Annotated in this window: 23 protein-coding genes; 10 read left to right on the plus strand and 13 right to left on the minus strand. The window is 59.5% G+C overall.

Going from position 1 to position 21,118, the window contains the following annotated elements; genetic code table 11:
• Positions 1-106: 106 nt before the first annotated feature.
• The 3 genes from PSJ8397_RS14435 to PSJ8397_RS14445 all read right to left on the minus strand — a co-directional run bounded on the left by PSJ8397_RS14435 (position 107) and on the right by PSJ8397_RS14445 (position 2,618).
• Positions 107-874, minus strand: a complete 768-nt coding sequence (locus PSJ8397_RS14435) for a FadR/GntR family transcriptional regulator (protein ID WP_085865328.1) — start codon at positions 872-874, stop codon at positions 107-109.
• Between the two features lie 111 nt (positions 875-985).
• Positions 986-1,642, minus strand: coding sequence for an OmpA family protein (locus PSJ8397_RS14440; protein WP_085865329.1), 657 nt, complete (start codon positions 1,640-1,642; stop codon positions 986-988).
• A gap of 142 nt (positions 1,643-1,784) precedes the next feature.
• Positions 1,785-2,618, minus strand: coding sequence for a methylated-DNA--[protein]-cysteine S-methyltransferase (locus PSJ8397_RS14445; RefSeq protein WP_085865330.1), 834 nt, complete (start codon positions 2,616-2,618; stop codon positions 1,785-1,787).
• Positions 2,619-2,718: 100 nt separating this feature from the next.
• On the opposite strand from PSJ8397_RS14445, the gene nth reads away from it, so the two are divergent.
• Positions 2,719-3,372, plus strand: a complete 654-nt coding sequence (gene nth / locus PSJ8397_RS14450; RefSeq protein WP_085865331.1) for an endonuclease III — start codon at positions 2,719-2,721, stop codon at positions 3,370-3,372.
• On the plus strand, positions 3,369-4,346 hold the full coding sequence (locus PSJ8397_RS14455) for an adenosine kinase (protein WP_085865332.1): 978 nt from the start codon (positions 3,369-3,371) through the stop codon (positions 4,344-4,346). The genes nth and PSJ8397_RS14455 overlap by 4 nt, the downstream gene beginning before the upstream one ends.
• A gap of 3 nt (positions 4,347-4,349) precedes the next feature.
• On the opposite strand, the gene PSJ8397_RS14460 is transcribed toward PSJ8397_RS14455, so the two are convergent.
• Both PSJ8397_RS14460 and PSJ8397_RS14465 read right to left on the minus strand, forming a co-directional pair.
• Positions 4,350-5,042 carry a hypothetical protein gene (locus PSJ8397_RS14460; protein ID WP_085865333.1) on the minus strand — a complete coding sequence of 231 codons (693 nt, stop codon included), beginning with the start codon at positions 5,040-5,042 and terminating at the stop codon, positions 4,350-4,352.
• Between the two features lie 204 nt (positions 5,043-5,246).
• Positions 5,247-6,065: a sulfotransferase family protein gene (locus tag PSJ8397_RS14465; protein ID WP_085865334.1), complete on the minus strand. Its 819-nt coding sequence runs from the start codon at positions 6,063-6,065 to the stop codon at positions 5,247-5,249.
• A gap of 142 nt (positions 6,066-6,207) precedes the next feature.
• Between PSJ8397_RS14465 and PSJ8397_RS14470 the strand changes: the two genes are divergently transcribed.
• Both PSJ8397_RS14470 and PSJ8397_RS14475 read left to right on the plus strand, forming a co-directional pair.
• Positions 6,208-7,785 carry a DUF5928 domain-containing protein gene (locus PSJ8397_RS14470; RefSeq protein WP_085865335.1) on the plus strand — a complete coding sequence of 526 codons (1,578 nt, stop codon included), beginning with the start codon at positions 6,208-6,210 and terminating at the stop codon, positions 7,783-7,785.
• Between the two features lie 11 nt (positions 7,786-7,796).
• Positions 7,797-8,159 carry a histidine triad nucleotide-binding protein gene (locus PSJ8397_RS14475; RefSeq protein WP_085865336.1) on the plus strand — a complete coding sequence of 121 codons (363 nt, stop codon included), beginning with the start codon at positions 7,797-7,799 and terminating at the stop codon, positions 8,157-8,159.
• Positions 8,160-8,252: 93 nt separating this feature from the next.
• Here the strand turns inward: PSJ8397_RS14475 and PSJ8397_RS14480 are convergent, their stop codons facing one another.
• The gene (locus tag PSJ8397_RS14480; protein WP_085865337.1) at positions 8,253-9,179 is read right to left on the minus strand and encodes an ABC transporter ATP-binding protein; all 927 of its coding nucleotides are present in this window, start codon (positions 9,177-9,179) and stop codon (positions 8,253-8,255) included.
• A 104-nt stretch (positions 9,180-9,283) separates the two neighbouring features.
• Here PSJ8397_RS14480 and PSJ8397_RS14485 point away from each other — a divergent pair, with 104 nt between their 5' ends.
• On the plus strand, positions 9,284-9,463 hold the full coding sequence (locus PSJ8397_RS14485; protein WP_085865338.1) for a zinc-finger domain-containing protein: 180 nt from the start codon (positions 9,284-9,286) through the stop codon (positions 9,461-9,463).
• Complete coding sequence (locus PSJ8397_RS14490; RefSeq protein WP_143515488.1) at positions 9,456-10,052, plus strand: Pr6Pr family membrane protein; 597 nt, start codon at positions 9,456-9,458, stop codon at positions 10,050-10,052. Before PSJ8397_RS14485 ends, PSJ8397_RS14490 begins: the two co-directional genes overlap by 8 nt.
• Here PSJ8397_RS14490 and PSJ8397_RS14495 read toward each other — a convergent pair.
• On the minus strand, positions 10,049-10,579 hold the full coding sequence (locus PSJ8397_RS14495) for a hypothetical protein (RefSeq protein WP_143515489.1): 531 nt from the start codon (positions 10,577-10,579) through the stop codon (positions 10,049-10,051). The genes PSJ8397_RS14490 and PSJ8397_RS14495 overlap by 4 nt on opposite strands.
• Here PSJ8397_RS14495 and polA point away from each other — a divergent pair.
• Both polA and PSJ8397_RS14505 read left to right on the plus strand, forming a co-directional pair.
• Positions 10,578-13,376, plus strand: a complete 2,799-nt coding sequence (polA, locus tag PSJ8397_RS14500; protein WP_085865341.1) for a DNA polymerase I — start codon at positions 10,578-10,580, stop codon at positions 13,374-13,376. The two genes, PSJ8397_RS14495 and polA, sit on opposite strands and share 2 nt — an antisense overlap.
• 116 nt (positions 13,377-13,492) lie before the next feature.
• Positions 13,493-13,987, plus strand: a complete 495-nt coding sequence (locus tag PSJ8397_RS14505) for a pyridoxamine 5'-phosphate oxidase family protein (protein WP_085865342.1) — start codon at positions 13,493-13,495, stop codon at positions 13,985-13,987.
• Positions 13,988-14,067: 80 nt separating this feature from the next.
• Here the strand turns inward: PSJ8397_RS14505 and PSJ8397_RS14510 are convergent, their stop codons facing one another.
• The 6 genes from PSJ8397_RS14510 to PSJ8397_RS14535 all read right to left on the minus strand — a co-directional run bounded on the left by PSJ8397_RS14510 (position 14,068) and on the right by PSJ8397_RS14535 (position 19,960).
• The gene (locus tag PSJ8397_RS14510) at positions 14,068-14,535 is read right to left on the minus strand and encodes an Hsp20 family protein (protein ID WP_085865343.1); all 468 of its coding nucleotides are present in this window, start codon (positions 14,533-14,535) and stop codon (positions 14,068-14,070) included.
• A gap of 170 nt (positions 14,536-14,705) precedes the next feature.
• Complete coding sequence (locus PSJ8397_RS14515; RefSeq protein ID WP_085865344.1) at positions 14,706-15,539, minus strand: trypsin-like serine peptidase; 834 nt, start codon at positions 15,537-15,539, stop codon at positions 14,706-14,708.
• Positions 15,540-15,596: 57 nt separating this feature from the next.
• Positions 15,597-16,985, minus strand: coding sequence for a glycolate oxidase subunit GlcF (gene glcF, locus PSJ8397_RS14520; RefSeq protein WP_085865345.1), 1,389 nt, complete (start codon positions 16,983-16,985; stop codon positions 15,597-15,599).
• 2 nt (positions 16,986-16,987) lie between these two features.
• Positions 16,988-17,311: a hypothetical protein gene (locus tag PSJ8397_RS14525; RefSeq protein ID WP_085865346.1), complete on the minus strand. Its 324-nt coding sequence runs from the start codon at positions 17,309-17,311 to the stop codon at positions 16,988-16,990.
• Positions 17,308-18,408: an FAD-binding protein gene (locus PSJ8397_RS14530; RefSeq protein WP_085865413.1), complete on the minus strand. Its 1,101-nt coding sequence runs from the start codon at positions 18,406-18,408 to the stop codon at positions 17,308-17,310. The genes PSJ8397_RS14525 and PSJ8397_RS14530 overlap by 4 nt, the downstream gene beginning before the upstream one ends.
• 112 nt (positions 18,409-18,520) lie before the next feature.
• Entirely contained in the window at positions 18,521-19,960 is a 1,440-nt protein-coding gene (locus tag PSJ8397_RS14535) for an FAD-linked oxidase C-terminal domain-containing protein (RefSeq protein WP_085865347.1), read from the minus strand.
• 81 nt (positions 19,961-20,041) lie between these two features.
• Here PSJ8397_RS14535 and PSJ8397_RS14540 point away from each other — a divergent pair, with 81 nt between their 5' ends.
• Entirely contained in the window at positions 20,042-20,743 is a 702-nt protein-coding gene (locus tag PSJ8397_RS14540; protein WP_085865348.1) for a DUF599 domain-containing protein, read from the plus strand.
• Positions 20,744-20,778: 35 nt separating this feature from the next.
• Entirely contained in the window at positions 20,779-21,111 is a 333-nt protein-coding gene (locus PSJ8397_RS14545; protein WP_085865349.1) for a hypothetical protein, read from the plus strand.
• Positions 21,112-21,118 lie beyond the last annotated feature (7 nt).

A 21,118-nucleotide genomic window follows, 5' to 3' on the forward strand; every position in this document is an offset into this window, starting at 1 on the left:
ATGTGCTGGGCTTTTTTGTGCGCAAAGCGACCCGAGGCTGTGCCTCGACCCGCTTTTGTCGTGCTGCAATCCCCCTCGGGTTGAGGCGCAGCCTCAGGTCGTGGGGTCATCGGCGCAGTTCATGATCCAGCCGTTTGCGGGCGATGGCATCGTTGCGTTCTGTCTTGTCTTGTTCGAACAAGGCGGCCTCGACAAATCCCAGATGGCCCTCGACCGCTTTGCGGGCGCCTGTGGCATCGCGGGCCTGAAGGGCGTCATTGATCCGGCGGTGTTGGTCCAGCAACTGGTCGCGGGTGGTCCGCTGTTTGAACATGATCTGGCGGTTATAGAACACGCCTTCGCGCAACAGCTGATACATGGAGCGCATCATGTGCAACATGATGACATTATGGCTCGCCTCGATGATGCTAAGGTGAAAATCGGCATCCAGGCCCGCCTCTTCCGTCGGGTTGCGTTTGGTGTGGGCGGTTTCCATTTTCTTGAAAATGGTGTCGATCACAGCAAGGTCGGTGTCGGTGCCGTTGGTGGCGGCCCGTTCGGCGGCCAGCCCTTCCATATCGCGCCGAAAGGCGATGTAGTCGAACACCGCTTCGTCGTGATTTGCGAAAAGCCGCACCAGTGTGTCCGAGAACGCGGAGCCCAGAACGTCGCCGACAAACACGCCCGCGCCGGCACGGCTGGTCAGCAGGCCGGTTTCCTGTAGCTCGGCCAGCGCTTCGCGCAGGGAGGGGCGCGAGACGCTGAGGCGTTCGCTGAGTTCGCGTTCCGAGGGGAGCCTCTCGCCGGGTTTGAGGATGCCCCGCAGGATCAGTTGTTCGATTTGGCGGACAACTGCGTTTGAGATCTTTTCAGGCTGGACAGGTTCAAATGGCATTTCGGGCCCTCATGCGAATTGGTCAGTTTATATGACCAACGCACGGGGGGCCGCAAACGAAAAGGGCCACCCTGTGACGGAGTGGCCCTGGTCATGATCAATCGCGGGTGATCAGTTCGGGGTGATCGTGATTTCCACGCGACGGTTCTGGGCGCGGCCTTCTGGCGTCAGGTTGGACGCAATTGGGGAAGATTCGCCACGGCCGATGGAGCGGACGCGGTTTGGCGCAACGCCACTGGAAATGAGAGCAGAGGCGACTGATTGCGCACGGCGTTCGGACAAGCTTTGGTTAAAGGCGGCAGAGCCGGTGTTGTCCGCATGGCCGATGACATTCACCGTTGTGTTCGGGAAGTCGTTCATCGACCGGGCCAGAGCATTTAGATCCGTGCGCAAAGCGCCAGACAGCTGGTCACTGTTCGTCGCGAACAGAATGTCCTGTGGCAGTGTGACGATGAGTTGGTCGCCAGTGTTAACGATGCGGGCGTTGGACCCAAGCTCCGCGCGCAGCTGCGCCTCCTGACGGTCCAGCAAAGCGCCGGCGCCGGCACCCAGACCTGCACCGATCAGCGCGCCGGTGACGATGCCACGGTTGCGTTCACCGACGGTATCGCCGCGCGCCGCACCGATCAGCGCGCCTGCGGCTGCACCGACCAAGGCACCTTGCTGGGTGTTGCGGTTCGGGTTGTTCGGGTCCTGAATCTGTTCGCAGGCGGTCACGGCCAAAAGGCCGGACACGGCCACTGCGAGGGAGGTTTTGGACAGGGTCATTTTAATCGTTCCTATTTGGGCACCGGACATGGTGCGCTTGATGCGGTTTATATCGGACAAACCCCGATGCTATCCAATAACGCCGTTGCGACGGGCGGGGTTCCGCCGATGATATCTGAAAACCAACATATTTTATGGGCTGTTAGCCCGCTTCTTGTCGCGCGCTTTCCCATGCGAGGAGGGCGCGTTTGACCGGAAGCCCCCAGTGATACCCCCCAAGACCTCCGGATTTTCGCATGGCACGGTGGCACGGGATCAGCCAGCTGATCGGATTGCGACCGACGGCTGTGCCCACAGCGCGGACAGCGCGCGGGTGGTCAATGGCACCGGCGATTTCGGAATAGGTGGTGACCTGACCGGACGGGATTGTCATCAGCGCCTCCCACACTTTGAGCTGAAATGGCGCGCCGATCATCACCAGTTTCGCGTCGCCCCGCAGGGACATCGCGGCCTCAACCCATGGTGCGATCGTGTGCGGGTCATGCGAAAACGTGGCATTGGGCCAGCGGCGGGCCAGATCGTCGTAGGCCCAATCGTCGCCCATTTCGGACGTGAAGCCCAAACCGCAGATGCCGCGGTCTGTGCCCATGGCGATCACCGGACCGAAGGGGCTGTCGAATTTGCCCCAATGGATCGTCAGATCTGCGCCACCTTTGGCGAAGTCCCCCGGGCTCATGGCCTCCCACGTCAGGAAAAGGTCATGCAGGCGCCCTGATCCCGACAGGCCAACCGCATCTGCCGTGGCAAGGGTTGTGAAATTCTCAGCCAGAAGTGTCTTGGCATGCCCCAAAGCCAGATATTGTTGATAGCGTTTGGGGGACACACCGGCCCAGCGGCTGAAGACACGCTGAAAATGGGCGGGGGACATGTCCATCTTATCGGCCAAGGCCTCAAGCGAGAGGGGGGCACGTGCGGCATCTATATGATCCAATGCACGGCGAATGACGTGGTAATGATAGTGGTCTGAGTGTTCCATGCGTGCACCCTATGCAGCGAAACATCGTCACGCGACCCGAATGTTGCGCGAAGCGGCATCCTTGCTTGAACCTTTGCCCGAACGCGGGCCATAAACCCCCATGGCCCGACTTCAAAAACAACTCGACTATCAAACCATACGTGAGATTTTCACACGGTTTCATGCGGCTGATCCCGAACCCAAAGGGGAATTGGACCATGTGAACGCCTACACGTTGGTTGTCGCTGTGGCCCTGTCTGCGCAGGCCACGGACAAGGGCGTGAACAAAGCCACGGCAGAGTTGTTCAAGATCGCCGATACCCCGCAAAAGATGCTGGATTTGGGCGAAGAGGGCGTGATCCAGCATATCAAGACCATTGGGCTTTATCGCAACAAGGCCAAGAACGTCATCAAGCTGAGCCGGATCCTGGTCGACGACTATAGCGGCGTCGTCCCCAACAGCCGCGCAGCCCTGCAATCGCTGCCCGGCGTGGGGCGCAAAACGGCCAATGTGGTGCTGAACATGTGGTGGCAGCAACCGGCGCAGGCTGTCGACACCCATATCTTCCGGCTGGGCAATCGCAGCGGCATCGCACCTGGCAAGGATGTGGATGCCGTGGAACGCGCGATTGAGGATAATATCCCTGCCGATTTCCAACTGCACGCTCACCACTGGATGATCCTGCATGGTCGGTATATCTGCGTCGCGCGAAAACCCAAATGTCAGGCCTGTCACATCAGCGACCTGTGTCTTTACAAGGAAAAAACCGAATGAATTTTGATGTGATTGGCATTGGCAACGCAATGGTCGATGTGATTTCCCCCGCCCCTGACACGTTCCTTGATCAGATGGGCATCACCAAGGGCATCATGCAGCTGATTGAACGGGACCGCGCGGAGTTGCTTTATGCCTCCATGTCGGAGCGCGTCGAGGCCCCGGGCGGGTCCGTCGCAAACACCATTGCGGGCATCGGTGAATTGGGCCTGCAAACGGCCTTTATCGGCAAGGTCAAAGACGACGCCTTGGGCCGGTTTTATGCGGATGCCCTGGATAAGGCAGGCACGGCGTTTCCGCTGGCGCCGCAGCAGGTTGAGTTGCCAACGTCGCGGTCGATGATCTTTGTGTCGCCCGATGGCGAACGGTCGATGAACACATATCTTGGTGCCGGCGCGGATATTTCATCCGCCGATGTGCCGGACGTCTTTGGCACGGGGTTGTTGTTCCTCGAAGGCTATCTGTTCGACAAGGACGACGGCAAAACCGCCTTTTCCGAGGCCGCAGGCAAGATGAAGGCCGCAGGCGGCAGGTCTGCCATCACGATCTCGGATCCGTTTTGCGCCGAACGTCACCGCGCCGACTTCAAACGCCTGATTGCCGAGGACATGGATGTGGCCATTGGCAATGCGGCGGAATGGAGGACGCTGTATGAAACCGATGATCTGGACGCAGCCCTGCGCCAAGCCGCCGAGGTCTGCGACATCGTGGCTTGCACCCGGTCGGGGGAGGCCGTGTGGGTGCAGCGCGGGTTCGAACGCTTCACCGCAGACGTCACACCGGTGACACCCGTGGATGCGACAGGCGCAGGCGATCAGTTCGCGGCCGGTTTCCTGTATGGTATCTGCACGGGGGCGGCGTTGGATGTGGCCGCGGCCATGGGGGTGATGTGCGCGGCTGAGGTCATCGGCCATATGGGCCCACGGCCAGAGGCCAACATGATGGCAGCGTTCCGGTCCGCTGGCCTCGTTTGACCTTTAGGCGCGGCAGGTGTTCAGCCAGGCCGCGTCGATGGCGTCAATGACCGCCGGATCAAACCTGTCCTCTTCCTTCCAATACTTGCCTGAGGGCACCATGTAACCCGCCCGCGCCTCAAGCGCCAAAGCATGATCAACGGCAGCCTGATCAATCTTTGGGATGGCGGAAAGATCATCGGGCGCGGCGCGGGGAAACACCAAACGGCTGGCCTCTTGGCTGAGGTTCAATGTCCGGCACCCGCGCGCAGCCGCCATGGCCTGCAAGCGGGCCGATTTCCCCTCAAGCGAACGCAAGGTCACATCGGCCCGCAAGGGATCAGCAGTTCCTTGGCCATAGAAATGGGTCTGGGCCCCGTCATAGGTCATGTCACAGCCCAGAAAGGCCATCACGCTGGGCTGCAGGTCATGCAAGGCCCAGTATCCAGCCGTAAACGCCATCGTTCCGCCCGCATAAACAAACCCGCCCAAGGCATTCTGCGCAGGCACATAGGTTTCATAGGTGATGATCTTTTGTGAGGCCGCAAGATCGACAGGCTGACGATCGGCTGGAAAATCGGACGGATGGATCAAAAAGTCCCAATCAGGCCGCACCCGCCACGCATTGTTGATGGCCACGATCACATCAAAAGGCCCGCGATCCCAAGCAGCCGCCTGTGTCACCGTCGGACCACTGCCCAAAACCAAAACCCTCATCACCGCCCTCCGCGCCAACCGTCGCCCAAAGATAGCGCGCCCGCGTTTAAGGGCGAGGCCACACACCGCCCGCGCAGCCTTAGTTTCGCTGTTTCAAAAATATGCAAAATCCACGGGCCATTGCCCATTCGATATCACCGGAAAAGCACCGCAAATTTTCGTCAGAAAATTTGCCTCCCGCTCGCGGCACGCGCTGATCGAAGATCACTCCCCAAGTTTTGCATGCACCTCGTCCAGGTCAATCTCGGCGACGGGCATCTTGTTGGCGGGGTTTTCAAAGTCGTATTTGAACAGATTGAAATCCCGTTTGTAGATCTCATAGACCAGATGCATCGACAGGTCGTCGAAATAGTCCTCGACCGGATGGGCGCGTTTGGGGCCGTGGCCTTCGCTTTCGTTGAACCGCGGGATGTCTGCCAGATCGACGGGATTCGGCGTCTCGATCCCGTCCAGAACCAGTTGCATGCCGTCGTTGAACTGCTCGGTCCAGAAAATTTTATCGTAGCGCCCGCCGTTGACGATGAAGGTGCTGATATGGCCGGACATGGCAGACCAATGAATGTCAGGGTCCATGGGGCGGCGCCAGCGGATGGTGTCGCGGGCGAACAGCAGAAAACGTCGAAAGCTTTTGATCTGGTCAAATTCGAACCCATCGTCGGGGCTTCCAACCTCGATCCCGTATTTCTGGATCAACAGCGGCACCAAATTGCCGCGATAGCGCCGCCCGTTGCGTTGAATGCCGCAGATTTTGTCAAAGAATGACGACAGGATGCGGGTGTAGGGGTTGCGCACGCAGGTGAAGGCAAAACTTTTGTGGTTGCGCACGTTTTCCGTGATCAGCGGTTGGCTGTCGTCCATGGCCCATTTGTGCATGCCCGATTGGGCATCGTGGATGTCGCCATCAAAAAATTCACCATGGTCGGAATAATACATGATCTGTCCGATGGTCGAACAGGCGCATTTTGGCACCACGCGGTACACCACACTTTCACTTTCCGTCATCCATGTGCCGGGAAAACCCATCTGTTCGTCCTCATACTGTGTCCGCGTGGTTCTGTCCCGCAGCGGTTTTGTGCAAAAAAGCAAAGAAATCGTGTTTATTCAATCGATCTTCACGTTTACATATCTAAAACACTGATCACCCAAGGGGAATATTGTTTCCGATATGGCAAAAATTGCCTTCATCCTGCTGTGCCACAAAGACCCTGAGGCGATCGTGCGTCAGGCGGAACAGTTGACGGCGGTGGGGGACTATATCTCGATCCATTTTGACGCCCGTGCGCCGAAGGCGGCCTATGATATGATCCAAGGCGCGCTGAAGGACAATCCCAACGTCACCTATGCCACCAAACGCATCAAATGCGGTTGGGGGGAGTGGAGCCTGGTGCAGGCGACGCTCTATGCGGTGGAGGCTGCGGTGAATGCCTTTCCACGGGCCACGCATTTCTACATGGTGTCGGGCGATTGCATGGCGATCAAATCGGCCACCCATGCCAAGGCGCTGCTGGACAGCGACGATTGCGACTACATCGAAAGTTTCGACTTTTTCGAATCCGACTGGATCAAGACGGGTATGAAGGAAGAGCGGCTGATCTACCGCCATTTCTTCAATGAACGCACGCACAAGACGTTGTTTTACAATTCGTGGTGGGCGCAGCGAAAGCTGAGGTTGGAACGTGAAATTCCGGCCGATTTGCAGATCATGATCGGGTCTCAATGGTGGTGTCTGCGCCGCCGTACGGTGGAATGGATCCTCGATATGACGCGCAACCGGCCCGATGTGATGCGCTTTTTCCGCACCACGTGGATCCCGGATGAGACGTTTTTTCAAACGCTGGTCCGCCATCTGGTGCCGGAGCCAGAGATCCGCACGCGGACGCTGACGTTTTTGATGTTCACGGACTATGGGATGCCGGTGACGTTTTATGACGATCACTATGACCTGTTGTTGAGTCAGGATTTTCTGTTCGCGCGAAAAATCTCACCCGAGGCGACGACGCTAAAGGAACGGCTGGGGCGGCTTTATGCGTCGGGGCGGACGGACTTTAAGATTTCGAACGAAGGCACGCGGCTGTTTCACTTCCTGACCGGACGCGGGCGCATTGGGCGGAGGTTTGCGCCACGGTTCTGGGAGACGGAGGCGTCGCTGGGCCGCGAACGCGAATTGCTGATCATTGCCTGCAAGAAATGGCATGTGGCCAAGCGGTTGGTGGGGTCGATCCAGCATCATACCAACATTCCGACCATTGATTATCTGTTCAACGAAGACCACACGCCGCTGCCCGATTTGGGCGGCATTCAAACCACGCTGAGCAAACGGACACGTCACAGACGCGCGTTGATGCGGATGCTGTTTGATTATTATGAGACGGACCGTTTGATCATTTGTCTGGACACGGCGAGCCTTGATCTGATGCAGGATTTCTTTTCCGACAGATCGACCACGCGGCTGTTGGAGATTGAGTGCGAATTCACGGATGAGTACCTGATCGGTCACGCCAAACGTGTGGGGCTTGCAGGCGAGCAGACGGCGGATGAAACGATGCAGCAGTTGCTGCCCACGATCCGCTATGACGTGGTTTACGAAAGCGACCGGATCGGGGATGCGGGTTTCGAACATCATTTGCGTATTCGCGAGGCGGCGAGCCCGGATGAGAATGTGCCTCCTCTGGCGGAATTCCTGAGCGTGCCGGAAGATGTCGCCCGTAATTTGGCGCAGACCCCCTATTTGTTTGCAGACTGAGGAGATTTGGCATGGATTTTGCCTATGACGACCAAAACATCTTTGCCAAGATCCTGCGCGGAGAGATCCCCAATAAGACGGTTTACGAAGATGATTATGCGCTGGCCTTTCATGACATTGCACCGCAAGCGCCAGTGCATGTTTTGGTGATCCCCAAGGGCCCCTTTATGTCGCTGGATCATTTTACCCGCGACGCCAGTGACGCCGAGATTACCGGATACATGCGCGCGATTTCCAAGACATGTGAGATGATTGGCGTGGAAGACGGGTTTCGCGCGATTGCGAATGCCCGCGCGCAGGGCGGGCAGGAAGTGCCGCATCTGCATGTGCATCTTTTGGCCGGTCGTCCCATGGGGCCGATGCTGGCGCCTTAAGTTTCGAATTTGGCTGCGCCAAATCCGACCGGCTGGGGGCTGTGCCCCCAGACCCCCCGAGTTTGTTGGGTCAGATGAAGGGGGGCGGCGGGTTTAGTTGCGTGTGAGATCCAGAAAGACGTCTTCAAGGTCGGGGTCTTCGGTGCGCACGTCTTTGACCGCGATGCCCGCGGTGCGGATCAAGTCCAGGACATCATCGGCGCGGGTCCGGGTTGTTTTGTAGGTGAAGGCCAGGGTGCCGTTGTCGCGCTTGGTCGCCGTGATCCCGGAGGGCAGGGACGGAAGGTCTGTGTCGCTGTCGGGTGTAATGACCAGCGTTTTGGCGTCGAGTTGGCCGAGCAGATTGGCCGTGGTGTCATTGGCGATGACCGTGCCGTGGTTGATGATGGCGATCTGGTCGCACATCTGTTCGGCTTCTTCGAGGTAGTGGGTCGTCAGGATGATGGTCATACCATCGTCGTTGAGTTTGCGCACGTTTTGCCACAGCAGGTTGCGCAGTTCGATATCCACGCCGGCGGTGGGTTCATCGAGGACGAGGATTTGCGGGCTGTGCACGAGGGCTTTGCCCAGCAGGAGGCGGCGGCGCATGCCGCCCGACAGCGACCGCGCGTAGGCTTCGGCTTTGTCTGTGAGGCCGGTGAGTTCAAGCAGCTCTTCCGTGCGACGTTGAGATTTGGGCACCCCGTAGAGACCTGCCTGCACATCCAGGGAGCCGCGCGGGGTAAAGAACGGATCGAGGTTGGGTTCTTGCGGCATGATGCCGATGGCGGCACGGGATTGGCGGGGGTTTTTGTCTTGGTCAAAGCCCCAGATGCTGACGTTGCCTGCAGATTTGGTCACCAATCCTGCGAGGATATTGATTAGGGTGGATTTGCCCGCGCCATTGGGGCCAAGCAGGCCGAAAATCGAGCCGCGCGGCACTGTCAGGTCGACGCCTTTCAGCGCGTCCTTGGCGGGGCTGCGTTTGGTGGCGGCATAGGTTTTCTTCAGGCCCGAAATTTCGATGGCATTGTCGGTCATGGCGTGATTTTCCCGTCTTGTAGGCCCGCTGCGGATCGCTAGAATACGCGGCGACCAACCTATTCCAAGGGCACCTAGCGCGCCCGCAGCCCAGAGGCAAACCAATGGCCCAACCCGCCCCCGAAACCAAGATTGTCAACGAGTGGCGGATTGCCTGTGATGGGGGCGAGGGTGCGCTGGGCCACCCGCGTGTCTGGCTGCAGATCCCGCGCGATCAGGGCTTTGTCGAATGCCCCTATTGCGATGCGAAATATGTGCACGCCGAGGCCGCGTCTGTTGACTAAGGCGCGTCTGGCCGCTGGTGCGATAGCAGTGGCGGTTGCGGTGACTTTGGCTGTCCGGCTGACCATGACCGCACAACAGAACGAGACATCGTTTTGGGGCGCTGTCTGGATTGATTATCGGTTTTTCACGATCTGGACCAACACGCTGGTGGGCGGCGTTACGGCGGCGTTTGCCATGGGGCGCCGCCTGCCTGATTGGGCGACTGCGGGAGCTGCGGTGTCTATTGGGTTGGTGGGATCCGTCTATCACACGCTTTTGGCAGCAGGGCGAAATCTGACGGGGTTGGATTTTGTGATTGATCATATGGTGCACACGGTTGTGCCGCTTGGCTTTATCGCGCTGTGGCTTTGGGCCTTGCCGAAAACGGGGCTGCGTTGGCGGCATTTGGCGGTGTGGAGCGCCTATCCGATCCTGTATTCCGTTTATGCCATTGCCCGTGGGGCCGCCGATGGCGTCTATCCGTATTTTTTCTTGAATGTGCCTGAGTTGGGGGCTGCCGCTGTGGCCGGATGGGTGGCTGGATTGGCGGCGGTTTTTCTGGTGGCGGGTGCGGCGATGATTTTGGGCAGCCGGATGGCGGCCCGTTAGCTGATCGGAATAGCGCCTGCGGTGCAGGGCAGTTCAGGCGTGCTGTCCTGTGTCAGATAGGCCAGCACATTGAGGCCTGACCAGGCCTTGATAAAGCGCCCTGCGCTGTCTTGGCCGCGCCCGATGACGGTGCCTGTGTCGGGATCCTGACTGTAGTAGATGACGTCTGCGGTGGTTCCGTCGTCACAGGCCAATTGGGCAAATCCGGTGCCACCCAAGCCGCCGCTGGACCAAGTCCCGATGCAATCGTGGCCGTCTGACATGAAGCCGCGCAGGGTGCCTGTGTCCCATCCGATGGCTTCGCCGTCGAAATAGACGCCATCGTTGCCCACGCAGGCCAAAACACGCACGCAGCTGTCCTCTGACCCGATGGCATTCTCGCAGCGGGAGGGCGATGGTGGGCTGTCTGTCCGGCCCGGAACCTCTAGCGTTTGGGCGGCGGCGGCGGGGGCCAGCAGAAAAATGGCGGCTGGCAGTAGACCCCGGAACATGGCACACCATGTCCGTTCAAGAGAGGATACCATCATGGCATTTGGCAAGGGTCACCATCTTCATCTGATTGACGGGTCGGCGTTCATTTTTCGCGCCTATCATGCCCTGCCACCGCTGACGCGCAAGTCCGATGGGTTGCCCGTTGGTGCCGTAAGCGGGTTTTGCAACATGCTGCAACGCTATGTTGAGGGCAACACCGGGGGCGATGTGACCCATGTGGCGGTGATTTTCGACAAGGGCAGTCACACGTTCCGCAATGACCTGTATGACCAGTACAAGGCCAACCGCGACGCGATGCCCGAGGATTTGCGCCCGCAGATCCCGCTGACCCGCGATGCCACGCGCGCCTTCAACATCGCCTGTGAGGAGATGGAGGGGTTCGAGGCCGATGATATTATCGCCACCCTTGCCCGTCAGGCGCGTGAGGCCGGTGGGCGTTGCACGATCATCAGTTCAGACAAGGATCTGATGCAGCTGGTGGGCGACGGCGTGGTGATGATGGACGCCATGAAGGGCAACAAGGTGATTGACCGCGACGGGGTTGAGGAAAAGTTTGGCGTTGGCCCCGAACGGGTTGTGGATGTGCAGGCCTTGGCGGGCGACAGTGTGGACAACGTGCCTGGCGCGCCCGGCATCGGGATCAAGACCGCCGCTTTATTGATTAACGAATACGGTGATCTGGAAACCCTGCTGGACCGTGCCGAAGAGATCAAACAGCCCAAACGCCGGCAGACGTTGATTGAGAAGCGTGAGCAGATTGAGCTGTCCAAAAAGCTGGTTACGTTGGACGACCAGATGGAGCTTGCGTTTAGCCTGGATGATCTTGAGGTCCGTGATCCTGACCCAGATGTGTTGTTGGAGTTTCTGGCAAGCATGGAATTCCGGACCATCGTGCGGCGGATTTCTGAAAAGCTGGAGGTTGAGCCACCGGTCATTGAAGACACGCCTGCTGCGTCTCAGGAGGGCGAGGATGCGTCGGAGCAGCCTTCGTTTGACGAGGCGCGCTATGAGTGGGTGAAGGATGAGGACGCGCTGAAGGCGTGGATCGACAAGATTTATGCCCGCGGCTACGTGGCGGTGGACACGGAGACCACAGCGTTGAATGAAATGCGCGCGGATCTGGTGGGCGTGTCGTTGTGTGTTGAGGCTGGCGAGGCCTGTTACGTGCCGCTGGCCCACAAGGGGGGCGCGGCGGATGATCTGTTTGGCGATGATGCCTTGGCCGAAGGGCAGATGGATTTTGAGGCGGCGCTGGCGATTTTGAAGCCGATGCTGGAAGACGACAGCATTCTGAAGATTTTTCAGAACGCCAAATACGATGCCAAGATTTTTGCCCGCAACGGGATCATGGCAGCCCCCATCGACGACACGATGTTGATGTCCTATGCGATGAATGCGGGTCTGCACAATCACGGGATGGACGGGCTGAGCGAACGGTATCTCGGGCACAACCCGATTGAGATCAAATCGCTGTTGGGCACGGGCAAATCGGCCATCACCTTTGACCGTGTGGCGGTTGAGGATGCGGTGAAATACGCGGCGGAGGATGCGGATATTACCTTGCGATTGTGGCAGGTTTTCAAGCCGCAGTTGCACCGTAAGGGGGTGACGACGGTGTATGAGACGTTGGAGCGTCCCTTGGTGCCGGTGCTGGCGCGCATGGAGATGTCGGGGATCAAGGTGGACCGCGACACGCTGAGCCGGATGTCCAATGCGTTCAGCCAGAAAATGGCCGCACTGGAGGATGAGCTCTATGCGCTGGCGGGGGAGAAGTTCAACGTCGGCTCGCCCGCGCAGGTCGGTGACATCCTGTTCGACAAGATGGGGCTTGAGGGCGGCAAGAAGGGCAAGACGGGGAAATATTCCACGGGTGCCGATGTGTTGGAGGATTTGGCGACGGAGCACGAACTGCCTGCCCGCGTGCTGGATTGGCGCCAGCTGAGCAAGCTGAAATCGACCTATACGGACGCGCTACAGACCCACATCAACACCGAGACGGGGCGTGTGCACACGTCTTATGCGATCACGGGGGCGAACACGGGACGATTGGCCTCGACCGACCCGAATTTGCAAAATATCCCGATCCGCACCGAGGAAGGCCGCCGTATCCGTGAGGCCTTTGTGGCGGAGGATGGCAAGGTGTTGGTGGCGCTGGATTACAGCCAGATTGAGCTGCGGATTTTGGCCCATATTGCCGACATTCCCGCGCTGAAACAGGCCTTTGCCGAAGGACACGACATTCACGCCATGACCGCGTCCGAGATGTTTGATGTGCCGTTGGATGAGATGACATCGGAGATCCGGCGACAGGCCAAGGCGATTAACTTTGGCGTGATTTACGGGATCAGCGGTTTCGGTCTGGCGCGCAACCTGCGTATCCCAAGGGCCGAGGCGCAGGGGTTCATTGACCGCTATTTCGAACGTTTCCCCGGCATTCGGACTTACATGGATGACACGGTGGCCTTTGCGAAGGAACACAAACGGGTCGAGACGTTGTTTGGCCGCCAGATCCACACGCCAGAGATCAGCGCCAAGGGCCCTGGTGCGGGGTTTGCCAAACGTGCAGCGATCAACGCGCCTATTCAGGGGACGGCGGCGGATGTCATTCGGCGGGCGATGGTGCGGATGGATGATGCGATTGCCCATCTGCCCGCCAAGATGCTGCTGCAGGTCCATGACGAATTGGTGTTCGAGGTCGACAAAAACGCGGCCGATGATCTGATCGGCGTGGCCAAGGATGTGATGGAAAACGCGGCGGATCCGGCGGTGAAGTTCGATGTGCCTTTGGTGGTGGATGCGGGCATCGGTGATACTTGGGCCGAGGCGCATTAGGGGCGGCTAAAATTCCGGAATTTTAGCGATGCGGCGAAATTTCCGGATATTTCTTAGCGGAACTGTGACGCCGTGGGGCGCGTTTCTTTTGTGAAATTGATCACAGGAGAGATGCCATGAAAGATGTAAGTCACGATAAATCAGCCCGTTTTTGGGACGCAATGGAAGATGTCGATGGCGGCATGTTGGGTTTGGCCACCGGCCCGCTGATCCCCATGACGCCACAGGTGCGTGATGATGGCAAAGACGGCAAGATTTACTTTCTGACCGCAGACGGCAATTCTTTGTATGTGGCCGCAACGGAAGGCCCCAAGCCTGCACGGTTTGTGGTCGCGGACCGCGGCGAAGGCATTTGGGCCGATATCGAAGGAGAGCTGGCTGTCGAGAACGACAAAGCCCTGATCGATGAATTTTGGAGCCCCTTTGCAGCCGCTTGGTTTGACGACGGCAAGGAAGATCCGGACGTGCGTTTGATGTCCTTCACCCCAAAGACGGCAGAGGCGACGTTGACGGACGACAATCCGCTGAAATTCTTTTACGAGATGGCGAAGGCCAATGTGACGGACGACAAGCCGGACCTCGACGGCTGGAAGGGCAAGATCGTCTTCTAACCAAGATGAGGAATGCTAAAAAGGGGCGCCGCATCGGGCGCCCCTTTGTCGTGTTCAGGGAGGAGAACACGGGGGAGGGATTAGTTCACCTTTTCGGCGTCGATCACGTCCTGCTCAACCGGTGTGGCTTTGGTGATTTCAATCCGGCGGGGCTTCAGCGCTTCTGGCACTTCGCGGGTCAGATCGACATGCAGCATGCCGTTTTCGTGGGACGCACCGGTGACGCGCACATGGTCCGCCAGATGGAACCGGCGGGAGAACGCACGGGTCGCGATGCCGCGATGTAGATACGTCCGTTCGGTCGTTTCCTCGGCCTTTTTCGCGGTGACGTGAAGGGAGTTTTCCTTCACCTCAACGTGCAGGTCTTCGTCTGAAAAACCGGCCACGGCGATGGAAATGCGCCAGCTGTCGTCGGCGGTTTTTTCGATGTTGTAGGGGGGGTAGCTCTGGCTGCCTTGGTCGGTGCTGAGCATCCGGTCCATCATTTGGGCAACTTGGTCAAAACCAACGCTGGCACGGTGCAGCGGAGCAAGATCAAAGGTTCGCATGGGTATCCTCCATTGAGCGATTGTAGCGATATGTAGGCCGTCCCAATCGGGCACGGCGGGGGTTGTACAAGACCCTGTTTAGGCGCCTTGTGACCATGATGTGGGGAGGTCTGTTGCCGCTTTCAAGAGGGGCGTTGCACAGTTATCGGGCCGCGATTGAGCAGCGCGATTCAGGGTCTGACGAACAGCGCACCCGTGTCGTTGCGTTGGCCTGAATTGAGGACGCGCGCGGTGGTCGGGGCGGAGTTCAGGCCCGTCCCACCGCTGTCCAGTTCAGCGCGCAGCGTGGCGATGGGGGCGGCCAGATCCATGCCAAGGGCCACTTTGGCGCCGTCCAGTTCCGCCATGGCCGACACGACAGACACCAGACGGGGCACGCCGTTTTCCGTGCGAAAAATGGGCGCGCCGGAGGCCCCGAAATCCACATCGCAATCCATGATCAAGACGCCGTCTTGTTGGCCAAGGACATTGCAAATCTCTTGCAGGGACGGGGCCTCGATCCGGTCTTGGGCGTAGGACACCACGCCGATTTGTGTGCCGCGACTGGTTTGCGTCGAAATTTCAAACGGCGTCACGCGGGAGGTTCGGATTGGTTGGCTCAGCTGCAAGAGGGCGACGTCAAAGGGGACGATATCATGGGTTGCCTCGCCGGTGTGACGGTAGGACGGATGGATGATGGCGCGTCGGATGGTGCGGGTTGCCTCAGGCCGGCCACCGCGCAGACCGGCGAGAAACGAGACGCGGTTTGTATCAACAGGCGCGGGCGCGGTTTTTTCAAACATGCAATGGGCGGCCGTCAGGACCAGATCAGGGGCAATCAAAGCGCCGGTGCAAAAGCCTTTGCCGTCGATATCGAGCCTGCCGACGGCCTCCCAGCCGCGGGCATCGTTGCCGGTGGTGAGTTCTTGGAGGCTGGTGGTTTGAGTGTTCGTCTGCGCGCTGGATGGCGCGCCGATCACGGCCAAAGCTGCTGCCAGAATATACGTTAAGCCTGCGATGCGCATGGGTGCCCCGTTCGTTTCCACTGTCGTAGCCGCGAACTTGGGCACAAATGTGGCAGGCTAACGCAGGATCGGCACCTCAGGCGCGCGTTTTCCGGGGGCTGTGAGGGCGGGGGGCTGCGGGCCGCCGGTTGCCCAATCCAACAGCTCTACCGTGTGAACGATGGGCACATCTGTTCCGCTGCCGATCTGCATCATACAGCCGATGTTGCCCGCGGCGATGATATCGGGGTTCACGGCCTCCAGCGTGTCGACCTTACGCGCCTTGAGTTGTTTGGAAATCTCTGGCTGCATCAGGTTGTAGGTGCCTGCCGATCCACAGCACAGATGGCTGTCGGCGGGTTCGGCCACGCGGAAGCCCGCGCGCTTCAACAGGTCCTTGGGATAGGTCTTGATCTGCTGGCCGTGTTGCAGCGAACAGGCGGCGTGATAGGCGACAGTCAGGGGGCCTGTGCCCGTGGCATCGGGGCTGGTCGCGTCGGTGCCTGCGACCTTCATCTGGGCCATATTGGGCGAAAATTCCGGCGCGCCGTCGGGCAGCAGATCAATCAGGACTTCGCTGACATCCTTGGCCAGTCCTGCAATGGTCGCGGCGTCCTCAGCCAGATCGGTTTCAGCAAACATATGGCCGTAATCCTTGACCGTGGTGCCGCAACCTGACGTGTTGATGACGATCGCATCCAGGCCCTCGCCGGCGATTTCAGCCATCCAGGCGCGGATGTTTTTGGCGGCGGTGCCGTGGCTTTCGGAGGTCTTGCCCATGTGGTGGGTCAGGGCCCCGCAACAGCCCGCGCCCTCGGCCACCACAACCTCGGCCCCCAAACGGGTGAGCAGCCGGATCGTGGCGTCGTTGATGTCGGTGTTGAGCGCGCGCTGGGCGCAGCCTGTCATCAGCGCCACGCGCATCTTCTTTTGTATGGCCGGGAAGGTTTGCGGGTCGTCATTGCGGCTGACGGGGGGGATGGTTTTGGGTGCCATTTCCAGCATGGCCCGCAGGCGCGCATCGGGCATCAGTCGCGCAAAGGGCCGCCCGATCTTGGCCCCCAGCAAGGCCACCCGAAACCGCATGGGATAGGGCAGGATGCGGGCCAGTACCCAGCGCAGGGCGCGATCTGCCCATGGGCGGTCGTAGTGTTTTTCGATGTATTCGCGGGCGTGATCGACCAGATGCATGTAGTGCACACCCGACGGGCAGGTCGTCATGCAGGCCAGACAGGACAGGCAGCGATCAATGTGTTTGACGGTCTTCTCGTCTGGGACACGCTCATTCTCAAGCATGTCCTTGATCAGGTAGATGCGCCCACGCGGGCTGTCCAACTCATCGCCCAAGACCTGATATGTGGGGCAGGTGGCGGTGCAAAAGCCGCAGTGCACACAGGTCCGCAGGATCTGGTTGGCGCGGGCCGTGCCGCGATCTTTGAGTTGCGCGTCGGTGAAAGTGGTTTGCATGATTATAGTCCGTTCGCGTTCAGCAACAGGTTTAAAAAGGTGGCCGCAAAGGCGACCGTAAGGGCGGTCAACATGCGCCCCCACAGATCCATATCGGGGCGGCGCGGCAGGGCCAGCACCATGGCCAACCCGCCCAAGGCAACACCGACGAAGAACGGCAGGCCCAACAAGCCCACGGCCCCCGGCAAGGATGGCGCCAGAAACGCAAATGCCAGACCGCCGCACATGGCAGCCGCCGCAAGCGCCCAGTGTCTCACGATGGCTGCCAAAACCACGGCCCCCAGACAGGGCAGGACGACGAAGGTGAAAGCGATCCCGCTGATCATCCCATCAGCCCGGGGTTCAGGATGCCACGCGGATCGAACCGCGCCCGCAGACCACGGGTCAATGTCGTAAGAACCTGATCTTGCGGTTCAAAGACCGGTACCGCGCGTCGTGTGGGTTCGGAGGCCCGTACCAAAGTGGCGTGGCCCGCAACGGGCAGTGGACGGATGTCTGATCCTTCAGGCACGCAGGCCCAGATCAACCCACCGCCCCAATCCAGTTGGACGTTAGCGCCTTCGGGCAAGGCCGCGATCATATCGGGTGCTGCACTGGGCTGCACCGAAATCCGCCAGATGTCCCCAGACAAAGAGGCAAGGCCCGTGACGTTTTTCAAATCGTCCCATAGCGTGCCTGCGGCCTCGCCTTCCAACACCTCGACCTCTCCAAACTTGGTCAAAAGCTGCGACAGCTCTTTGGTGCGATAGGACACCGATGCCGCGAACCCCTCGATACGGATGTAGGTGGCATCCGCATGCGCCGCGCCCGTCACCTCAAAGGGGGAACCTAAGGCCGCTGACATAGCCGACACAGCTGCCGCCACATCCAATCCATGCACCACCAAGGTCGCGCCGGTTTCAGGGCGGGGCAACACCTTCAAGGACACTTCGGTCAAAACACCAAGCGTGCCGTAGGATCCTGTCAGCAGTTTCACCAGATCATAGCCAGTGACGTTCTTCATCACGCGACCGCCGTTCTTGATGATCGTGCCAGCACCATCCACAAACCGCACGCCCAACATGTGGTCCCGACAGGCGCCCACAGCAATGCGGCGCGGCCCGCTGACATTCGCAGCCACCACGCCCCCGATGGTCGGCGTGCCGTCGGTGCCCAGCAATACCCTGTGGTCCATCGGCTCAAACGCCAACCTTTGGTTTTCGGCCTCCAATGCGGCCTCAATCTCGGCCACAGGGGTGCCCGCTTGCGCCACCAAGGTCAAAGCCCCTGGTTCATAAAGGCTGATCCCGCGCAAGCCGGAGACATCCAAGGTCTCGCCCGTCACAAGCGCCCCGATATCGCGCGTACCGCCCCCTTTGATCCGTAAGGCGCCGGTCGCGTGTTTCACGGCCTCGGCCACGTCGTGTTCTGTCGTCAGTGTCATCTTGTCGCTTCTTTGGGTCAAAAATACCTCAGGGGGACGGCGCGCTTTGCGCGGCGGGGGGACAGCGTCCCCCTGCTCCGCCCGCAGCATGCGCCGATCGTCAGATCGTTCCTCACTCGGCCGCAATGCGCCTCGGTTCACTGTGATCAAGCGGGAAGACCTTGGCGGGGTTCAACAGCCACAAAGGATCAAACACATCCTTCACGGCCATCTGCGCCTCCAGGTCTTGGGGCGCGAACTGATGGGTCATCAAATCGCGCTTTTCGATGCCGACACCGTGTTCACCGGTCAAACACCCACCCGCATCGACGCATAATTTCAGGATCTCAGCGCCCATGGCTTCGCACAATTCCAGATCACCGGGTTTGTTGGCGTCATAGCAAATCAACGGGTGCATATTGCCGTCGCCTGCGTGAAAGACGTTGCCGACTTTCAGCCCATACTCTTCGGACAGCTCGCCGATCCGGCGCAGCACCATGGGCAAAGACGACACGGGGATCGTTCCGTCCAGACACATGTAATCGCTGATCTGGCCGATTGCACCAAAGGCGGATTTGCGGCCCAGCCAGATGCGGGCGGCCTCATCGGCGTCCTTGGCCTCGCGCAACTCAACCGGATCATGTCGGCGCGCGATGTCCAAGATCAGGGCCAACTGCTCGTCAATCTCCGCGTCTGAGCCTTCGACCTCAACAATCAGCAATGCCTCACTGTCAGGATAGCCCGCCTGCGCGTAATTTTCGGTTGTTTCGATGCACAGCCGGTCCATGAATTCGATGGCCACGGGCAGCACACCGGCTTTGATGATGTCTGCCACACAGGCGCCTGCGACTTCGTTGTCGTTGAATGCCATCAACACAGGCCGCGCGCCTTCGGGCTTGCGCAAAATGCGCAACGTCGCTTCGGTCACGACGCCCAGCTGCCCTTCGGAGCCGCAGATCAGACCCAGAAGATCCAAGCCCGCCGCATCCAGATGCGCCCCGCCGATTTCGGTGACGGTGCCGTCCATCAACACCATCTTCACGCCCAGCAGGTTGTTGGTCGTCACACCGTATTTCAGGCAGTGGGCGCCGCCGGAATTCATCGCGATGTTGCCAGCAATGGCACAGGCCAACTGGCTGGATGGGTCGGGGGCATAGAAGAAATCCATCGCCTCTACAGCGCCTGTGACGCTCAGGTTTGTCCGGCCGGAGCCGACGCGAATATACCGGTCCTCGTAGTTTGTTTCGATCACGGCATTCAAACGGGCGGTGCCCAGAATGACGCAATCCGCGGTGGGCAGCGCGCCCCCGGCCAGCGATGTGCCGGATCCGCGCGGGACCACCGGCACGCCCATGTCGTGGCAGATTTTCAGGGCTGCAGCGACTTCTTCGGTGGTGCTGGGCAGCACGGCACAGAGAGGCGGGCACTTGTATGCGGTCAAGGCGTCACATTCATAGGCGCGCACTTCGGATTCGCTGTGGATGACGGCCGTGGCGGGCAGAACGCCTTGAAGACGTTCAACAATCTGCGCCTTGCGGGCCAGAACGGCGGGGCTGGGGGCTGGCATGTCCATTGGCATCTCCTTTGATTGGTAAGGAAATATAACCAATTTGACCCCGTGTCTATCCCCTCCTTTGGGCCTAGGGTGCGGCATATGAACATTCTCAGCGCCCTCGAAAGTCTGACCGCCCTCGATTTGCTTGTCGTGGCGGGTCACCTGATCCTGTGGCTTGGCCTCAGTTGGTGGATCGAACATCCGTCCTCCAAACGTCCATCCGTCACGATTTTGATGTCGGAGTACCGACGCAAATGGATGCAGGTGATGCTGACGCGTGAGCCGCGCATCTTCGACGCGCAAGTGATGATGAGCCTCCGCCAAGGCACATCTTTTTTCGCCTCAACATGCCTTTTGGCTTTGGGCGGGCTGTTGGCGTTGATTGGCAACGTAGACCCGATCCGCGGCTTTGCGGCAGATCTTGGGCAAGCGGACAGCCCTCCGGTGGTGTTACAGCTGAAACTTGCGTTGGTGTTTCTTCTTTTGGGGAATGCGTTTTTGAAATTCGTCTGGGCAAACCGCGTGTTTGGGTATTGTTCGGTGATGATGGGGGCGGTGCCCAATGACCCCTCGGATGCGAACGCACCCATCCTTGCGGCCAAGGCGGCTGAGTTGAACATCCGCGCCGCGATGAGTTTCAACCGTGGCCTGCGGGCGATGTATTTCGCACTGGGTGCTGTGGCGTGGCTGGTCGGCCCTTGGGCATTGGCCGTGGCCACATGTTTGACGGCCTGGCTGGTCTGGAGCCGCGAATTCGCATCCATACCGCGCAAAATTGTGATCGGGGATGACGCGATCTGACTTGGAACTGGCAGGTTTCGGCGTATGTAAAGGGAATGAACCGTTTATTGCCCCTCTTGTTTTTGGCGACACCTGCCTTTGCCGACGCCCCTGTGATTGAGGACGTGACCTATTCCAATGGTCGCTTCAACGTCACCTTGTCCCACGGCGATACCGGGTGGGATGACTATGCCGACGGTTGGCGCGTTGAACTTGCAGATGGCACAGTTTTGGGCACGCGCACTCTGGCGCACCCTCATGTTGACGAACAGCCCTTCACGCGGTCGTCCAACATCGCGGTGCCTGCTGGGGTTGATGTTGTCTATGTGCGGGCCTCAGACAGTGTCGGCGGCTGGGCCACCCGGACAGAGCGGTTTTCGATCCGCTGACGGGGCG

It is taken from the genome of Pseudooctadecabacter jejudonensis, from assembly GCF_900172275.1.
In the GTDB taxonomy this organism is placed as follows: domain Bacteria; phylum Pseudomonadota; class Alphaproteobacteria; order Rhodobacterales; family Rhodobacteraceae; genus Octadecabacter; species Octadecabacter jejudonensis.